Below are 15182 nucleotides of genomic sequence, written 5' to 3'. Positions count from 1 at the left end.
CCGCGTCTCCCCCCTGTCCGCGCCGTCCGGCTTGTACCGCCGGTTCCGGCCCCTTCCCTAACGCTCCGCCACCGCCGTCGTCTGCAAGGCCGCCCCATTGAGGAAGCGGCGCAGCGAGGCCGGCTTGACCGGCTTGTAGAGCACGCCGCAACCGGCGCGCTCGGCCTCCGCCCGCACGATCTCGGAACGGTCGGCGGTGATCAGCAGCCCCTTCACCGGACGGTCCCACAGTTCCCGCAGCCGTTCCAGCACCATCAGGCCGGTCAGCCCGCCGCCGACGTGATAATCGACACAGACCACATCGGGCAGCGCCCCGTCCAGCGCCGCCAGCGCGCCCTCCACCCCCGAGGCGGTCGCCACCCGGCAGCCCCACTGGCCGAGCAGGGCGCGCAGGCCGGCGAGGATCGCCTCCTCGTTGTCGATGCACAGCACCAGCAGGCCGCCGGCCAGCTGCCCGGCGGGCGCGGCCGCCGGCCGGGCGGCGGAGACGGCGCGATGCTCGGCCACCGGCACCTCGACCGCGAAGCCGGTGCCGCGCCCCAGGGTGGAGCGCAGCGTCACCGGATGGCCGAGCAGCTTGGCGATGCGGTCGACGATGGCCAGCCCGAGCCCCAGGCCACCCGGCCCCAGCCGGTGATCGGCGACGCTTCCGGCGCCGTCGCCGCCCAGCCGGCGGAACTCCTCGAACACCTCGCCGCGCTTGTTCTCGGGAATGCCGGGGCCGGTGTCCCACACCTCGATGCGCAAGGCCCCGCCACGCCGCCGGCAGCCCAGCAGCACGCGTCCCTTCGGCGTGTAGCGGATGGCGTTGGCCAGGAAATTCTGCAACACCCGGCGCAGGAGCTGCGGATCCGAGCGCACCACGGCGCCGCAGCCGACCACCCGCAGGGTCAGCCCGCGCTCCTGCGCCAGGGCGGAGAACTCGACGCCCAGCCCGCTCAGCAGCTCGCCGATGGCGAAGGTCCGAATCTTGGCCCGCACGTTGCCGGCGTCCAGCGAGGAGATGTCGAGCAGCCCGCCCAGCAGCATCTCGGTCGAGCGCAGCGCGGCCGCCGCGTTGTCGGCCATCGCCCCTTCCGCCGCGCGCTGGTCCGGCCCCGGCGCGGCTTCCCGCACGCTCTCCTCCAGCGCCGAGACGAACAGCCGCGCCGCGTTCAGCGGTTGCAGCAGATCGTGGCTGGCGGCGGCGAGGAAGCGGGTCTTGCTGGCGTTGGCGGCCTCGGCCTCGGCCTTGGCCTGCTGGAGCGCGTCGGTGCGCTCGCGCACGCGGTGCTCCAGGCTCTCGTTGGCCTCGCGCAGCGCCTCGGCGGCTCGGTAGCGCTCGGTCACGTCGGCGTAGGTCGAGACGTAGCCGCCCTCCGGCATCGGGTTGACCACGATCTCCAGCACCGTGCCGTCGGGGCGGCGGCGCTCGTAGCGGTAGGGCCAGCTCTGGCCCGCGGCCTCGCGGCCGACCAGCAGATCCCGCAGGTCGCGCACGCCGTACTCGCCGCGCGCGGTGTTGAAGCGGATCAGGTCGCCGAAGGAAACGCCGACCCGCACCATGTCCGCCGGCAGGTCGAGCAGTTCCAGGTAGCGGCGGTTCCAGGCGGCCACCCGGAACTCGGCGTCGATCACGCAGACGCCCTGGCCGATGTTCTCCAGCGTCTCCTGCAACAGCTTGCGGTTGAAGAGAAGAGCCTCCGACGCCTCGTCGAGCATCGCCATGGCGTCGCCGCGCGACAGCGAGCGCCCTTGCAGCGAGGCCGCCATCACCACGCGGGCCGAGGCGGCGCCCACCGCCCCGGCGATCAGCGTCTCGGTGAAACGCACGGCGTCGAGATCGGCCGGCCCGGCCCTTCCGCCCCGGCCGGCGCCATAGGCGTCGAAGGCGGCGTTGCCGCGCTCGGCCCCGACGAAGCGGACGGCCAGCGCCCGCAGATCGTCCAGCCGCGCCGGGGAGCGGGCGAAGGGACGGCTCTCCTCCCTGTCGGCGAAGCGGGTCTCGATGTAGGCGACGGCCTGGGTGCGTTCCACCGCGCTCGGCCGCGCCAGCAGCGAGCCGGCGACGAAGGCGGTCAGGTTGGCGAGCAGGCTCCACAGGCTGGCGTGGGAGATCGGGTCGAGCCCCTCGATCCCGAACAGCGCCCCCGGCGCCAGCCAGCCGATGCCCCAGGGGCCGTCATCCAGGAAACCGGCCGGAATCGGCACGATGCGGGCCATCGCCGGCACCAGCAGCGTGTGGATCCACACGAGGAAGCCGGCGCCCATCCCGGCCAGCGCCCCCACCCGGTTGGCGCGCGGCCAGTAGAGCGCCCCGAAGAAGGCCGGCCCGAACTGCGCCACCGCGACGAAGGACAGCAGCCCGATGACGGTCAGCGGGTAGCCCTTGTCGACCAGCCGGTGCATGGCGTAGGCGAGCAGCAGGATGCCGACCACTGACAGCCGGCGCACCAGCAGCAGCGTGCCGACCATGTCGCGCCCCGTCTCGCCGCTGCCCAGCCGGGCGGCGAAGCGCGGCCGGCGCAGCAGCAGCGGCATCACCACGTCGTTGCACAGCATGGTGCTGAGCGACACCGCCGCGACGATGACCATGCCGGTCGCCGCCGACAGCCCGCCGATGAAGGACAGCAGGCTGAAGCCGTTCGCCCCGGCGGCGATCGGCAGGGTGATCATGAAGGTGTCGGGGTTGACCATGCCGCCACCGAAGGTGACCAGCCCGGCGACCGCGATGGGGATCATCAGCAGGCTCAGCGCCAGCAGGTAGGACGGGTACATCCAGGCGGCGGCGCGGACATGGCGCGGGTTCTCGTTCTCCACCGACAGGACGTGGAACATCTGCGGCAGGCAGAGGAAGGCGACGACCGAGATCGCCGTGTTCGACCACCAGGTCGGGTGCAGGAAATCGGGATCGAGCAGCGGCGCCGCCTGCGGCCGCGACAGCAGGTCGCCGAACCCGTCGAACATGCCGTAGACGATGAAGGCGGCGACGGCCAGGAAGACCGCCAGCTTGACCAGGCTCTCGAAGGCGATGGCCAGCATCAGGCCGCGGTGGTGCTCGCTGGCGTTGATGTGGCGGACGCCGAACAGGATGCTGAAGACCGCCATCGCCCCGGCGACCGCGAAGGCGGTGTCGCCCCAGAAGGGCGGCTGCGCCGTCGCCGCCGCCAGCGCCGGGGCGGTCAGCACGTCGAAGCTGGCGGCGACCGCCTTCAGTTGCAGCGCGATGTAGGGCAGCACGCCGACCAGCGCCGTCAGCGTGACCAGCGCCGCCACCGCCTGGCTCTTGCCGTAGCGGGCGCCGATGAAATCGGCGATCGAGGTGACGTTCTGCGCCTTGGTGATGGCGATGGTCTTCAGGAAGACCGGCCGGGCGAACAGCAGCAGGATGGTCGGCCCGAGATAGATCGGCAGGAAGTCGAAGCCGCTGGCCGACGCCCGGCCGACCGATCCGTAGAAGCTCCAGCTCGTGTTGTAGATGCACAGCGTCAGCGCGTAGAAGACCGCCGCCCAGCGCGAGGTCAGCGAGACCAGGGCGCCGCCGCCCGCCCGGCCGCCGCCCGCCCCGCCCCCGGCGCGCGGGTCGGTCTGGCGGTCGCCCCACCACGCGATGGCGAACAGCACGCCCAGATAGGCCGCCGACACGGCCAGCACCAGCCAACTCTGCACGGCGAGAAACCTTCCGCGATTGCGCACACCCCCGAGGGGCTTGAGCGCCCATGGCCCCCGGCGTCCCCCCACCCTAGCCCATCGGCCGAAGCGCCGCCAACGGCGGCCCCGGCGATTGCCTGTTTTTCAGGCACACCGGAACCAAGGTAGGGGGCATCCGGGCGACCCCGGCGGAATCGCCCGGACGGGAACCAAGCGGCAGCCCGACCGATTGTCATGGGAATGCGTCGCAACCGACCCAATCTGTGGCAAGATGGGCCGTCACGGGTCGGCCGGCATCGGGCCGGCCCCGGTTCGACGCCCAACGGAAGACGGACGCCCAACAGAATGCTGATCGACGCGTATTTGGGATTTCGGGTCGGGGATGTCGTCCTCGACCGCGCGGAGCTTGCGGCCGGCACCGCCACCATCAAGGAAATCCACGTCGTCCCCTGCGACTGGGCGCATGGGCTGACGGGGATCGCCGTGATGGAGAACGGCGCCGAACGCTTCGTGGTTCAGCTCAAGAAGGTCCGCCCCACGGAAGAGGCGGAGGAAAGCGAAAGCAACGTCCGCCCCCTGCGCCACCGCGTGCGGTGAGATCGCAATGACGTGAGCCGTCCCGCCGCTGGCGGCGGGACGGACACGAATCGGTCAGTGCCGGTCAGTGCCGGTCAGTGCCGGTCAGTGATGGACGGCGACCCGTCCGGTGTCGACGCGGGCGATGGCCGGCAGGCCGCGCAGGAAGGCGGCGCCGGTGTCGGTCGCCTCGAAAAGCACATGGCCGCAGCGGTCCTGGCCGCGGAAACGCGCCTCCTTGGCCATGCCGGCGGAGCGCACCGCCTCCGACAGTTCGGACACGGCCTTCCACACGCGGGCGCGATGCTCGGCGGCGCTGGCGCAGCCGGAGGCGTCGGCGATGGCCAGGGTAACGGTGAAGGAATGAAGTTCGATCGCCATGGCGGCACCACAAAGTCTGTGGATTGAGGGAGAAGAGAAGACTCCCGGATGACTCCGGCCCCTGGGATCGCGGAACTCAGTCGTAACGGGGAAGCTTGGACAGCACGATGTCGCTGATGAGGCCGCGCAGCTGGCTGACCGGCAGTTCCTCGATGGAAACCTGGGTGACGCGGGCGTACGTCTCGCAGACGTGCCAGGCGATGTCCGGTTCCTTCATGATGTGCAACGCCAGATCGTGATCGTCGGCGCCCGCCCGTCCGGGGAGCGTCCTTTCGCAGGCCAGAGCGGTTTTCACCATATCGCTGGCCAGACCGTGCAGATTCATGGATGGCACCTTCCCCGCAGGAGGGATTTTGGTTGGTTACACGAACAACCTAGACCTTGGTGAGGAACGCTGCAATTGGGCCTATGACCCTGGATTGTGACAAATCCGCGAGCCATGGCAAATCCGCCGCACCCTCACCCCGCCCCGAAGCAGCCCCGAGGCTCACGAGGAAGAACATGGGCGAAGCGTGTTTATTCCGCCTGTGATTTTTTGCGGGGCCAGCCCGGCGAATTCGCGCGGAGGATTGCGGCCGTCCCCACTTGATAAACAACGCCGGTTCGGCACCGTCCGGCCGGATCAGGTCCTGATGGCGCCGTCCGGAGCCGGAGCGGGCGCCGCCGGCGCGGCGGGCAGCGTGGAGCGCAGCCCCTCCACCGCGCGGCGCAGCGCGTCCAGCCCCGCCCCCGCCGTGTTGGCGGCGGTGTCGCGCGCCTCGTTCATCGCGCGGGTGACGGCGACGCACAGCTCGGCCCGGCGCTTGGGGTCGTTGCGGCTGGCCTCGACCGCGCGGGCGACGTCGTCGGTGGTGCGCTCCGCGTCGGGATGCGCCGAGGAGGGGGGCGTCTTCGGATCGATGCCCAGCAGGGGAAGCAGATACTCCCGCCCCTTCTCGCGGGCCAGCGCCACCGCCTTCTCGCCGAACCGCTCGGCCGCCGCCATGCCCAGGTCCCAGGTCTCCAGCGCCGCCGACACGGTCGGGCTGCAACTGTCCGGCGCGGCGGCGCCCTGCGCCCGCGCGGCCAGCGGCGAAAGGGTGAGCGCGATGGCGAAGGTCGCGGCGGCGAACGGGGTCTTCATGGTCGGCGTCCGTGGTTCGGGTGTCCCTCCCCCATGTTGGGGCGGCTCCGCCGGCTGTCCAGGGCGGGCAGGATGACTCCAGCATGACATGCTGCGGTTGACCGGGGCAAAGCGGAAGGAGAAAATTCTTCAAGACATGGACGGTTTCCGGTATCCAGGGATGAACATGGATGGCCGAACCATCCCATACCGTGTCCTCCGGCGAGCCGGCACAGCCGGAATCCGTGCCTGTCCGCGTCGAAGACACTCCGCCCGCGTCGATCGCCCGCCGGCCCTGGCGGGCGGGCGGAAATGCCGCAGTGCGGGGCCTTCCGAAAGCCGGATGTCGATTTTATGACGTTCGGATGACAGTCGCCGCTGCACGCGCCCGCGAAGCGTGTTATGAGCGGCGCGCCAGTTCACGCACAAGAGATACCGTCCCATGCTGCTCCGCGCATTCCGTTCGCTGATGCCGAAGGAGGAACGCTTCGTCGACCAGTTCGTCGAGCAGGCCCGCCACATCGTGGCCGCCGCCGCCGCGCTGGAAGCGGTCATGGACGCCAGCCCCGACGAACGCCCCCAGCGCATCGCCGCGCTGAAGAAGGTCGAGAAGGACGCCGACCACATCGCCAAGGAGGCCGGGCGCGACCTGCACCGCGCCTTCATCACGCCGTTCGACCGCTCCGACATCCTGTCACTGATCAACGCGCTGGACGACGCCATCGACCTGATGGACGAGGTGCCGCGCCACGCCGGCCTGTACGGGGTCGTCAGCTTCGACGACCCGATGCGCCGTTTCGTGGCGCTGATCCGCCAGCAGGCCGGCGTGCTGGTCGAGCTGATGCCGCTGCTCGGCGCCATCGCCCGCAACGCCGACCGCATCGGCCAGCTCTGCGGCCGGCTGTCGGATCTGGAGGACGAGGCCGACGACATCCTGCGCAACGCGCTCCAGGCGCTGATCGCCGAGCGGCCGGACATGATCGCCTTCCTCGGCCGGCGCGAGCTGTACGAGATGCTGGAGGCGGTGACCGACCGCTGCGACGACGTCGGCGACCTCGTCGCGGGCATCACGCTCGATCAGGTCTGAGATCCCGCCGATGGACGCCCTTCAGATCGGCCTGCCGGCGCTCGCCTTCATCATCCTGGTGGCGCTCGCCTTCGACTTCATCAACGGGCTGCACGACGCGGCGAACTCCATCGCCACCGTGGTGTCGACCCGCGTGCTGTCCCCGAAGCTGGCCGTCGCCTGGGCGGCCTTCTTCAACTTCATCGCCTTCCTGTTCTTCGGCCTGCACGTCGCCACCACCATCGGCACCGGGCTGGTCGAGCCGTCGGTCATCGACCCGGCGGTGATCCTGGGGGCGCTGTGCGGCGCCATCGGCTGGAACCTGTTCACCTGGTGGCTGGGGCTGCCCTCCTCCTCCTCGCACGCGCTGGTCGGCGGGCTGGCCGGGGCCGGCATCGCCAAGGCGGGGGTGGGGGCCATCGTCGGCAGCGGCTTCTTCAAGACCGCCGTCGCGATCGTGCTGTCGCCAACCATCGGCCTGCTGCTGGCGCTGCTGCTGGTGCTGATCATCTCGTGGGCGCTGCGCAAGGCGCCGCCCTTCGCGGTGGACCGCCAGTTCCGCCATTGGCAGCTCGTCTCCGCCGCCCTCTACAGCCTGGGCCACGGCGGCAACGACGCGCAGAAGACGATGGGCATCATCGCCGTGCTGCTGTTCAGCCAGGGCATGCTGGGCGACAGCTTCTACGTCCCCTTCTGGGTCATCCTGGCCTGCCAGGCGGCGATGGGGCTGGGCACGCTGATGGGCGGCTGGCGCATCGTCCGCACCATGGGCTCGCGCATCACCGACCTGAAGCCCTACCAGGGCTTCTGCGCCGAGACGGCGGGCGCCATCACGCTGTTCGGCGCGACGTGGCTCGGCATCCCGGTGTCCACCACCCACACCATCACCGGCGCCATCGTCGGAGTCGGCTCCGCCCGACGCACCTCGGCGGTGCGCTGGGGGCTGGCGGGGCGGATCGTCTGGGCCTGGGTGCTGACGATTCCGGCCTCGGCGACGGTCGCCTACGTCTCCTACCTCGTCACGGCGGCCCTTCTGCTCCCCTGAGAGGGAAAAAACATGCGGCGCGAACGGGTTGAGCCGTTCGCACGCAAGCATGGCCTTGACCCGGACGGTCGGGAACGGCAGAATCGCTGGGGTCGAGACAGGACACCGGTACATGCCGCACATCGAGCGCACCGATCAAGGCGATCAGTATGTTCTTCCGGGCACGGAGCGCCGGACGGTTCCCGGTCTGCCCTACGCGGCGGAACCCGACGGCCAGTTGACCCTGCATTTCTACGCCCCTCCGCGCGACGAGGAGCGCCGCGCCCGCCCCACCGCCGCCCTGCCTGCCGCCGTGCCTGCCGGCCCCCTGACCGCCGCCGCCCTGCCCACCACCACCATGCCGGCCCCCGCCACCCCGGCGACGGAGAAGGCGCGCGGCAAGGGGGGCACCGCCTCGGCCGCCGGGCTGTTCGGCCGCCGGCTGGCGCATTTCCCGCAGGTCTTCGACCCGGCCTGACGGCCGTTTCCCCGCCCGCTCCCCACGCTTTCCATCGGCGCCACCCGCCCTCGCGCCGGCGTCGCCGTGCCGAATCGGGTCAGACGCGCGACGCGCTGGTCCGGGCGTCGTCGATGGCTTTCGCCGCCTCCCGCAGCAGACGGGCACGGTCGTAGGGCTTGCCGACATGGCCGTCCATCCCGGCGCGCCGGCATTCCGCGATCTCCTCGGGCATGTTCCCGGCGGTCAGGGCGAGGATGGGCACGGTCCCGCGCGGCGGCGGCATGGCGCGGATCAACCGGGTCGCCTCCAGCCCGTTCATCACCGGCATGTGGACGTCCATCAGCACGAGGTCGTAATCGGCCCCGCCGCGCATCGCCTCCACCGCCGCGGCGCCGTCGGCGACGAGATCCAGCCCGTACCCGCTCTGCTGGAAGATGGCGGCCAGAAGCTCGCGGTTGATCTCCAGATCCTCGGCGATCAGCAGGCGCGGCGCGCGGCCGGCCGGGCCGGCGGACGGCGCGGCGCCGGTCATCGGCGCCTCGGCGGTTGTTCCGGAAGCCGCCATCTCGGGGGCGGCCTTCCGGCGTCCGGCCCGGACGGCGGCGGCGCGGGCCAGATGCTGCCGCAGATCCTCGGGGGCGTAAGGCTTGGCGATCATGGCGACCTCCGGCCCGATGCCGTCGCCCGCCCCCACCGCATGGGCCGCGAAACCCGAGGTCAACAGGACCGGCAGCCCCGGCCGCAGCCGTTGCGCGTGCCGGGCCAGCTCGGTGCCGGGCATGCCGGGCGGCATCACCACGTCGGTGAACAGCAGGTCGAGCGGCTCCTTTCCCGTCAGCACGACCAGCGCCGCGTTGGCGTTCGCCGCCTCGACCACCGCATGCCCCCACTCGCGCAGCAGCTCCGCCGTCCCCATGCGGATGATCGGGTCGTCCTCCACCAGCAGAACGGTCAGCGGCCCGTCGCCGCGGGACGGGGCCGGCCGCATCTCCCCCGGCTCCGCCTTGTCCGGCTCCACCGGCAGGACGCGCGCGCCCGGCAGGCGGGCCGTCACCGTGGTGCCGACGCCCAGCGTGCTGCGCAGCGACAGGGTGCCGCCGTGCAGCTCCACCAGCCGCCGGGTCAGCGGCAGGCCGAGGCCGGTGCCCTCGACCCGGCGGTTGACCGCGCTGTCGACCCGGCCGAACGGCTCCATCACCCGCTCCAGATCCTCCGGCGGGATGCCGAAGCCGGTGTCGATGACGCGGATCTCCAGCGCTCCGGCCTCCAGCCCGGCGGTCACCGTCACCGACCCGCCCGACGGCGTGTATTTCACCGCGTTGGCGATCAGGTTCAGCAGGATCTGGCGCAGGCGCCGCTCGTCGCCGCGCAGGAAGCGCGCACCGGGCGCCACCATGACCGCCAGCGTCACCCCGGCCCGCTCGGCGCGCGGCGTCAGCATGCGGACGGCGAAGGTGGCGGCGGCGTCGAGATCGACGCGCCCCTCGACGAGTCGCAGGTTTCCCGCCTCCGCCTGCGCGTGGTCGAGGATCTCGTTGATGAGTTCCAGCAGATGCTGGCCGGAATCACGGACGTTGGCGGCGAAGTGCCGGTAGACGGGAACCCCGACCGGCCCCTCCGACTCCCGCGCGATCAGGTCGGAGAAGCCGATCACCGCGTTCAGCGGCGTGCGCAGCTCGTGGCTGAGGCTGGCGAGGAACTCCCCCTTGCCCCGGTTGGCCGCTTCCGCCGCCTCCTTGGCGCGGGTCAGCTCGCCGGCCAGCCGGGTCACCTCGTCGCGCTCGGCGCCGGCCCGCTCGGCGGTCTCCCGCGCCTCGACGAGCTGGAGCTGCGTCCGCCTCTCGCGGTCGAGGTAGCGGAAGCCCCAGCCCATGGTCAGCAGGATGATCAGGCTGCCGACCAGCGCCTCGACGATCGTGTCGACGGCGCGCGACCGCCATTCGGCCAGCGCCTCCGTCTGCTCGATGCCGGCCAGGACGATCAGGCCGTAGTCGCGCATGGTCCGGTAGGCGGCGAAGCGCGACACGCCGTCGAGCACCGAGGGGGAGACGTACGTCCCCTCCGGCGCCTCCTTCAGCTTGCTCTGGAACAGCAGCCCGCCGGCGACGCTGCGCCCGACCATGTCCCGCATGTCGGGGCGGCGGCCGACCACCGTGCCATCCGGCCGGTAGACGCCGATCAGCGGGTTGAAGTCGAAGCCCAGCAGGTCGTAGAAGCCGGTCAGGTAATCGACGCTCATCGCCACGGCGGCGACGCCGACGAAGGTCCCCTCCTGGTCGCGCAGCGGGCGCGAGACGGTGAAGACCATCCGCCGCTCGGGCGTCCGCCCGATCACCGCCGGACCGACGAACAGCCGGTCGCTCTCCTGCGCCGCGCGGAAATAGTCACGGTCGGGCACCGTCAGCGGCCGGCCGGGAAAGCTGGTGCTTTCCAGAACCGCGCGCCCCCGCGCGTCGATGAGCCAGATCGACTCGCCGCCGTCGACATGGGCGGCGTATTCGCGCAGCCGCTTCCAGTGGTCCAGGTCGCGGACGGCGTCGATGCCGCCGGCCTCCGCCACCATCGCCGCCGTCTGGTCGAGCGAGATGGCGGCCCCCCGGATCGCCCGGTGGACATGCTCCTCCACCACCCTGGTCATGTCGCGGACCATGGAGTAGCGGCGCTGCACCGTGTCCTGGTAATCGCGGTGCACCATCAGCGCCGCGTTGCCCATCATCGCGGACAGGACGATCGCCACCGCCAAAGAGCCTCGGACCAAACGGCTCAACCGTCCCCCCTGGATGTCGTCCGGACACGCAAAAACCTTCAGGTCCAAACTATCACATCCGCCAAGGCCGCGCCCGCGCCAATTCCGGGTCCAGCCGGTCCGCGCCCTGGCCGCCTCACCCCAGGCGGCCTCACCCCAGGCGGCGGCACATCTCCAGGAAGTCCTCGCGTTCCGGCCAGCGCTCGTCACCGCCGGCGTACAGGCAGAAGGCGGCGGTCGGCAAGGGCGGCAGCGCCAACTCCGCGCCGACGTCGGCCAGCAGCGGCCCGGTCAGGCTGTGGCGGGTCCGCACGGTCAGCCCGACGCCGGCCTCCACCGCCGCGCGCAGCCCGGCGAGGCTGGGGCTGGTCACCGCGACGCGCGACGCCCTCCCAGCCGCCGCCAGCGCGTCGAGCGCCGCCGTGCGGAAGCTGCACGGGGGGTCGAACAGGGCGAGCGGCAGCTTCTGGCTGGACATCAAGCTGGTCGACGGCACCAACACCAAGGACGAGAAGGCCGCCATCTCCAGGCGATCTTCGCCTTCATGGCGGAGGTGCTGGGGCCGCTGCACGAGGAGAGCTACATCCTGGTCCACGAGGTGCAGGCCGACGCCTACGGCTATGGCGGACGGACGCAGGAGCACCGCTGCATCGCCGGCAAGCTGGCGGCGTAGGCGTCGCCCCTTTCCCCCGCCCTTGCTCCAACCCTTGCCCCCCGGCGGGGGAGCGCCGCGCGGCCTTTCATACGACGTCGTATAGCGGGCATGAGGCCATGATCGCGAGATCCCTCTCAGCCCGCCGGCTCGTCCACCATCGTCATCCCCGGACGGATCACGCTGCGGATGGCGAAGCTCGACTGGATGCGCACCACGCCGGGCAGGCGCGACAGCGACTCCTTGTAGAGCCGGTCGTAATCCGCCGCGTCCTGCGCCACCACCCGCAGCAGGTAATCGGAACTGCCGGACAGCAGATAGCATTCCCGCACCTCCGGGCAGCGGCGGACGGCGGCGTCGAATCGGCGAAGATAGTCGTCGGTCTGCCGCTCCAGCGTGATCTGCACGATGACGGTGACCGAACGGTCCGCGTCGGTGGTCTCGACGATGGCGGTGTAGCCCCGGATCACGCCGGAATGCTCCAGCATGTGCAGGCGGCGCAGGCAGGCCGACGGCGACAGCCCGACCTCCGCCGCCAGCTTGGCGTTGCTCATGCGGCCGTCCTTGCGGAGCAGGCGGAGGATCTTGTGATCGAGGGCGTCGAGGGCGTGCATGCAACTTTGTTCGAAAGTTTGAGCGATCGTGCGAAGGCACCCGCCCATTATCGCCGAATCATGCAAGGCTTTGCAAAGATCCTCCCCATTCGCCCGGCGTATAGTGACCTTACGGTGACAATCCGCCCCGCTGAATTTTTCAAGAGGAACCAACGCCCATGCGCCTCGGTGTTCCGAAGGAAATCAAGGACCACGAGTACCGCGTCGGGCTGACGCCGGGCTCGGTGCGCGAACTGGCGGCGGATGGACACGAGTTGCTCGTCCAGACCGGCGCGGGCGCGGAGATCGGCTTTTCCGACGAGGATTACCGGGCCGCCGGAGCCACCATAGCGGGAAGCGCCGAGGATGTCTTCTCCACGGCGGAGATGATTGTCAAGGTCAAGGAACCGCAGCCGACAGAATGCCGCAGGCTGCGCCCCGGCCAGCTCCTCTTCACCTATCTGCATCTCGCCCCCGATCCGGAGCAGGCGCGGCTGCTGATGGAGAGCGGCTGCACCGCCATCGCCTACGAGACGGTGACCGACCGCCAGGGCCGCCTGCCGCTGCTGGCGCCGATGTCGGAGATCGCCGGGCGCATGGCGATCCAGGTCGGCGCGACCGCCCTGCACAAGAGCGCGGGCGGCTCCGGCGTGCTGCTGGGCGGCGTGCCGGGCGTGCTGCCGGGCAAGGTGCTGGTCATCGGCGGCGGCGTGGTCGGCGCCAACGCGGCGCGCATGGCGATGGGGCTAGGCGCCGACGTGGTGATCGCCGACCGCTCCGTGCCGCGCCTCGCCCAGCTCGACGACCTGTTCGGGCCTCGGCTGAAGACGGTCTACGCCTCGGCCGACGCGCTCGACCGGCTGGTCGCCGACGCCGATCTGGTGATCGGCGCCGTGCTTGTGGTGGGCGCCGCCGCACCCAAGCTGGTGTCGCGCGCGCAACTGGGCCGGATGCGCCGGGGCTCGGTGCTGGTCGACGTCGCCATCGACCAGGGCGGCTGTTTCGAGACCAGCCACGCCACAACCCATTCCGACCCGACCTATCTGGTCGATGGCATCGTCCATTACTGCGTCGCCAACATGCCGGGGGCGGTCGCCCGCACCTCGACCCAGGCGCTGAACCACGCCACCCTCCCCTTCGTCCAGGCGCTGGCCGGGAAGGGCTGGCGCCGGGCGCTGGCCGAGGATGGGCATCTGCGCGACGGGCTGAACGTCCATGACGGCCGCATCACCCATCCGGCGGTGGCGGAAGCCCTCGGCCACCCGTTCCACGACCCGCAGGCGCTGCTGGGGGTCTGATTGCTTGAAAGCGAAGAAAATATCTCGCGCCCTTGGGGACATCGAAATTTTTTGCGGAAACCTTCCAAATTTTTCGAACGTTTGTTGTTTTTTTCGCTCATCGGAAAGAGAGAGTTGCGCCCACGGATCGAGTTGCTTTACGTGTCTGTAACAAGAAAAGGGTCAGCATACGCCACCGGCACCAAAGTGCCGGGGCCGCCAATTAAGAACAGATTTTGAACAGGGCAAGGCTCGGCGTGTAACGCCGGCCGGGTTGGAGCGGGCGGGGATTCCGTCCGTCATGGCCGTTGCATCGTCAAAAACACAAAACCGGCAGCGATGCCGGTGGGACGCGGGACGCCGTGGCTGAACGCCACGCCGCGTATGGGGGAACTGTTCGCATGGTCGCTTACCGCGCTTTCGACCGGGTGAAGCAGGCGCATCGCCGCGCCGCCCGCCGCACTGGCCGAAGATCACAGGAATTCGCGATGCGCGCCCGCGCCTGTTAAGGCGCGTCCGCATCATCCCGACGCCGCGACACCTCCGCCGGATCCCTCTGGCGGGGCTTTCGCCGCAAGCGGGTGCGGCGGCGGGGTTCCAAGCGTCCCCTGCCTCGGTCCGGTCCGTCCTCCCCCGTTCGGTCCGAACCGGAACCTCGCCGCCACACACGGCCGCCCACCGGCCTCAGCACCCCTCACACCACCTGTCAACGAAAGCCGGTCGTCTGGGAGACGCGGTTCTGGAAGACTGGGAGATGCCAGCCTGATGGACTATTTTGTACAGCAATTGATCAACGGCTTGTCGCTTGGTGCGATCTACGGGCTGATCGCGATCGGCTACACGATGGTGTACGGCATCATCGGGATGATCAACTTCGCGCACGGCGAGATCTACATGATCGGTGCGTTCGTGGCGCTGATCACGTTCCTGGCGATCGGCGCGCTGGGGATCACCTGGGTGCCCTTGGCGCTGCTGCTGATGCTGGCGGCCTCGATGCTGTTCACCAGCGTCTATGGCTGGACGGTCGAGCGCATCGCCTACCGGCCGCTGCGCTCCAGCCCGCGGCTGGCGCCGCTGATCTCGGCCATCGGCATGTCGATCTTCCTGCAGAACTACATGCAGATCCTCCAGGGCGCGCGCTCCAAGCCGTTGCAGCCGATCCTGCCCGGCAACCTCACCCTGATGGACGGCGCCGTCTCGGTCAGCTACGTGCGGCTCGCCACCATCGTGCTCACCCTGCTGCTGATGGTCGGCTTCACCATCCTGATCAACCGCACCTCGCTGGGCCGCGCCCAGCGCGCCTGCGAGCAGGACAAGAAGATGGCCGGCCTGCTCGGCGTCAACGTCGACCGCATCATCTCGCTGACCTTCGTCATGGGCGCCGCCCTGGCCGCCGTCGCCGGCATGATGGTGCTGCTGATCTACGGCGTCATCGACTTCTACATCGGCTTCCTCGCCGGGGTGAAGAGCTTCACCGCCGCCGTGCTCGGCGGCGTCGGCTCGCTGCCCGGCGCCATGCTCGGCGGCGTCGTCATCGGGCTGATCGAGGCCTTCTGGTCGGGCTATGTCGGTTCCGAGTGGAAGGACGTCGCCACCTTCACCCTGCTCGTCCTCGTGCTGATCTTCCGCCCCACCGGCCTGCTCGGCCGGCCCGAGATCGAGAAGGTGTGAGCGC

General features: G+C 70.3%; 14 protein-coding genes. 7 read left to right on the top strand and 7 right to left on the bottom strand.

The features are described from left to right. Positions 1 to 57: 57 nt before the first annotated feature. A complete protein-coding gene (locus JN22_RS03305) occupies positions 58 to 3648 on the bottom strand; it encodes a PAS domain-containing hybrid sensor histidine kinase/response regulator (RefSeq protein ID WP_085552569.1) in 3591 nt (1196 codons plus the stop codon). 327 nt (positions 3649 to 3975) lie between these two features. Here JN22_RS03305 and JN22_RS03300 point away from each other — a divergent pair, with 327 nt between their 5' ends. After that, positions 3976 to 4227, top strand: a complete 252-nt coding sequence (locus tag JN22_RS03300) for a hypothetical protein (protein ID WP_085552568.1) — start codon at positions 3976 to 3978, stop codon at positions 4225 to 4227. Positions 4228 to 4311: 84 nt separating this feature from the next. Here the strand turns inward: JN22_RS03300 and JN22_RS03295 are convergent, their stop codons facing one another. From JN22_RS03295 to JN22_RS03285, 3 genes are all read right to left on the bottom strand, one after another. Beyond that, positions 4312 to 4587 (bottom strand): hypothetical protein, encoded by a 276-nt coding sequence (locus JN22_RS03295; RefSeq protein ID WP_085552567.1) that lies wholly within the window; start codon positions 4585 to 4587, stop codon positions 4312 to 4314. A gap of 76 nt (positions 4588 to 4663) precedes the next feature. Further along, positions 4664 to 4912, bottom strand: a complete 249-nt coding sequence (locus JN22_RS03290; protein WP_085552566.1) for a hypothetical protein — start codon at positions 4910 to 4912, stop codon at positions 4664 to 4666. A gap of 297 nt (positions 4913 to 5209) precedes the next feature. Then, positions 5210 to 5710 carry a hypothetical protein gene (locus JN22_RS03285; protein WP_085552565.1) on the bottom strand — a complete coding sequence of 167 codons (501 nt, stop codon included), beginning with the start codon at positions 5708 to 5710 and terminating at the stop codon, positions 5210 to 5212. Between the two features lie 421 nt (positions 5711 to 6131). Between JN22_RS03285 and JN22_RS03280 the strand changes: the two genes are divergently transcribed. From JN22_RS03280 to JN22_RS03270, 3 genes are all read left to right on the top strand, one after another. Continuing rightward, on the top strand, positions 6132 to 6776 hold the full coding sequence (locus tag JN22_RS03280; RefSeq protein ID WP_085552564.1) for a DUF47 domain-containing protein: 645 nt from the start codon (positions 6132 to 6134) through the stop codon (positions 6774 to 6776). A gap of 10 nt (positions 6777 to 6786) precedes the next feature. Continuing rightward, on the top strand, positions 6787 to 7800 hold the full coding sequence (locus JN22_RS03275; protein WP_085552563.1) for an inorganic phosphate transporter: 1014 nt from the start codon (positions 6787 to 6789) through the stop codon (positions 7798 to 7800). A 112-nt stretch (positions 7801 to 7912) separates the two neighbouring features. Beyond that, positions 7913 to 8257 carry a hypothetical protein gene (locus JN22_RS03270; protein ID WP_085552562.1) on the top strand — a complete coding sequence of 115 codons (345 nt, stop codon included), beginning with the start codon at positions 7913 to 7915 and terminating at the stop codon, positions 8255 to 8257. Between the two features lie 79 nt (positions 8258 to 8336). Here JN22_RS03270 and JN22_RS03265 read toward each other — a convergent pair whose 3' ends face one another. Further along, positions 8337 to 10976 (bottom strand): response regulator, encoded by a 2640-nt coding sequence (locus JN22_RS03265; protein WP_223677550.1) that lies wholly within the window; start codon positions 10974 to 10976, stop codon positions 8337 to 8339. Between the two features lie 160 nt (positions 10977 to 11136). After that, positions 11137 to 11463 carry a LysR substrate-binding domain-containing protein gene (locus JN22_RS03260; RefSeq protein WP_247877480.1) on the bottom strand — a complete coding sequence of 109 codons (327 nt, stop codon included), beginning with the start codon at positions 11461 to 11463 and terminating at the stop codon, positions 11137 to 11139. A 66-nt stretch (positions 11464 to 11529) separates the two neighbouring features. Between JN22_RS03260 and JN22_RS34735 the strand changes: the two genes are divergently transcribed. Beyond that, positions 11530 to 11658 (top strand): tautomerase family protein, encoded by a 129-nt coding sequence (locus JN22_RS34735; RefSeq protein ID WP_263300728.1) that lies wholly within the window; start codon positions 11530 to 11532, stop codon positions 11656 to 11658. A 116-nt stretch (positions 11659 to 11774) separates the two neighbouring features. Here the strand turns inward: JN22_RS34735 and JN22_RS03255 are convergent, their stop codons facing one another. Then, positions 11775 to 12251, bottom strand: coding sequence for an Lrp/AsnC family transcriptional regulator (locus JN22_RS03255; RefSeq protein WP_085552560.1), 477 nt, complete (start codon positions 12249 to 12251; stop codon positions 11775 to 11777). Positions 12252 to 12409: 158 nt separating this feature from the next. On the opposite strand from JN22_RS03255, the gene ald reads away from it, so the two are divergent. Continuing rightward, the gene (gene ald, locus JN22_RS03250) at positions 12410 to 13528 is read left to right on the top strand and encodes an alanine dehydrogenase (protein WP_085552559.1); all 1119 of its coding nucleotides are present in this window, start codon (positions 12410 to 12412) and stop codon (positions 13526 to 13528) included. Between the two features lie 744 nt (positions 13529 to 14272). Continuing rightward, on the top strand, positions 14273 to 15178 hold the full coding sequence (locus JN22_RS03245; RefSeq protein WP_085552558.1) for an ABC transporter permease subunit: 906 nt from the start codon (positions 14273 to 14275) through the stop codon (positions 15176 to 15178). The last annotated feature ends 4 nt before the right edge of the window (positions 15179 to 15182 follow it).

The organism is Azospirillum agricola (genome assembly GCF_020005195.1).
GTDB classification, from domain to species: Bacteria; Pseudomonadota; Alphaproteobacteria; order Azospirillales; family Azospirillaceae; genus Azospirillum; species Azospirillum agricola.
Note: the sequence above shows the minus strand (reverse complement) of the source record. Positions and strands in the feature narration are given on the sequence as shown.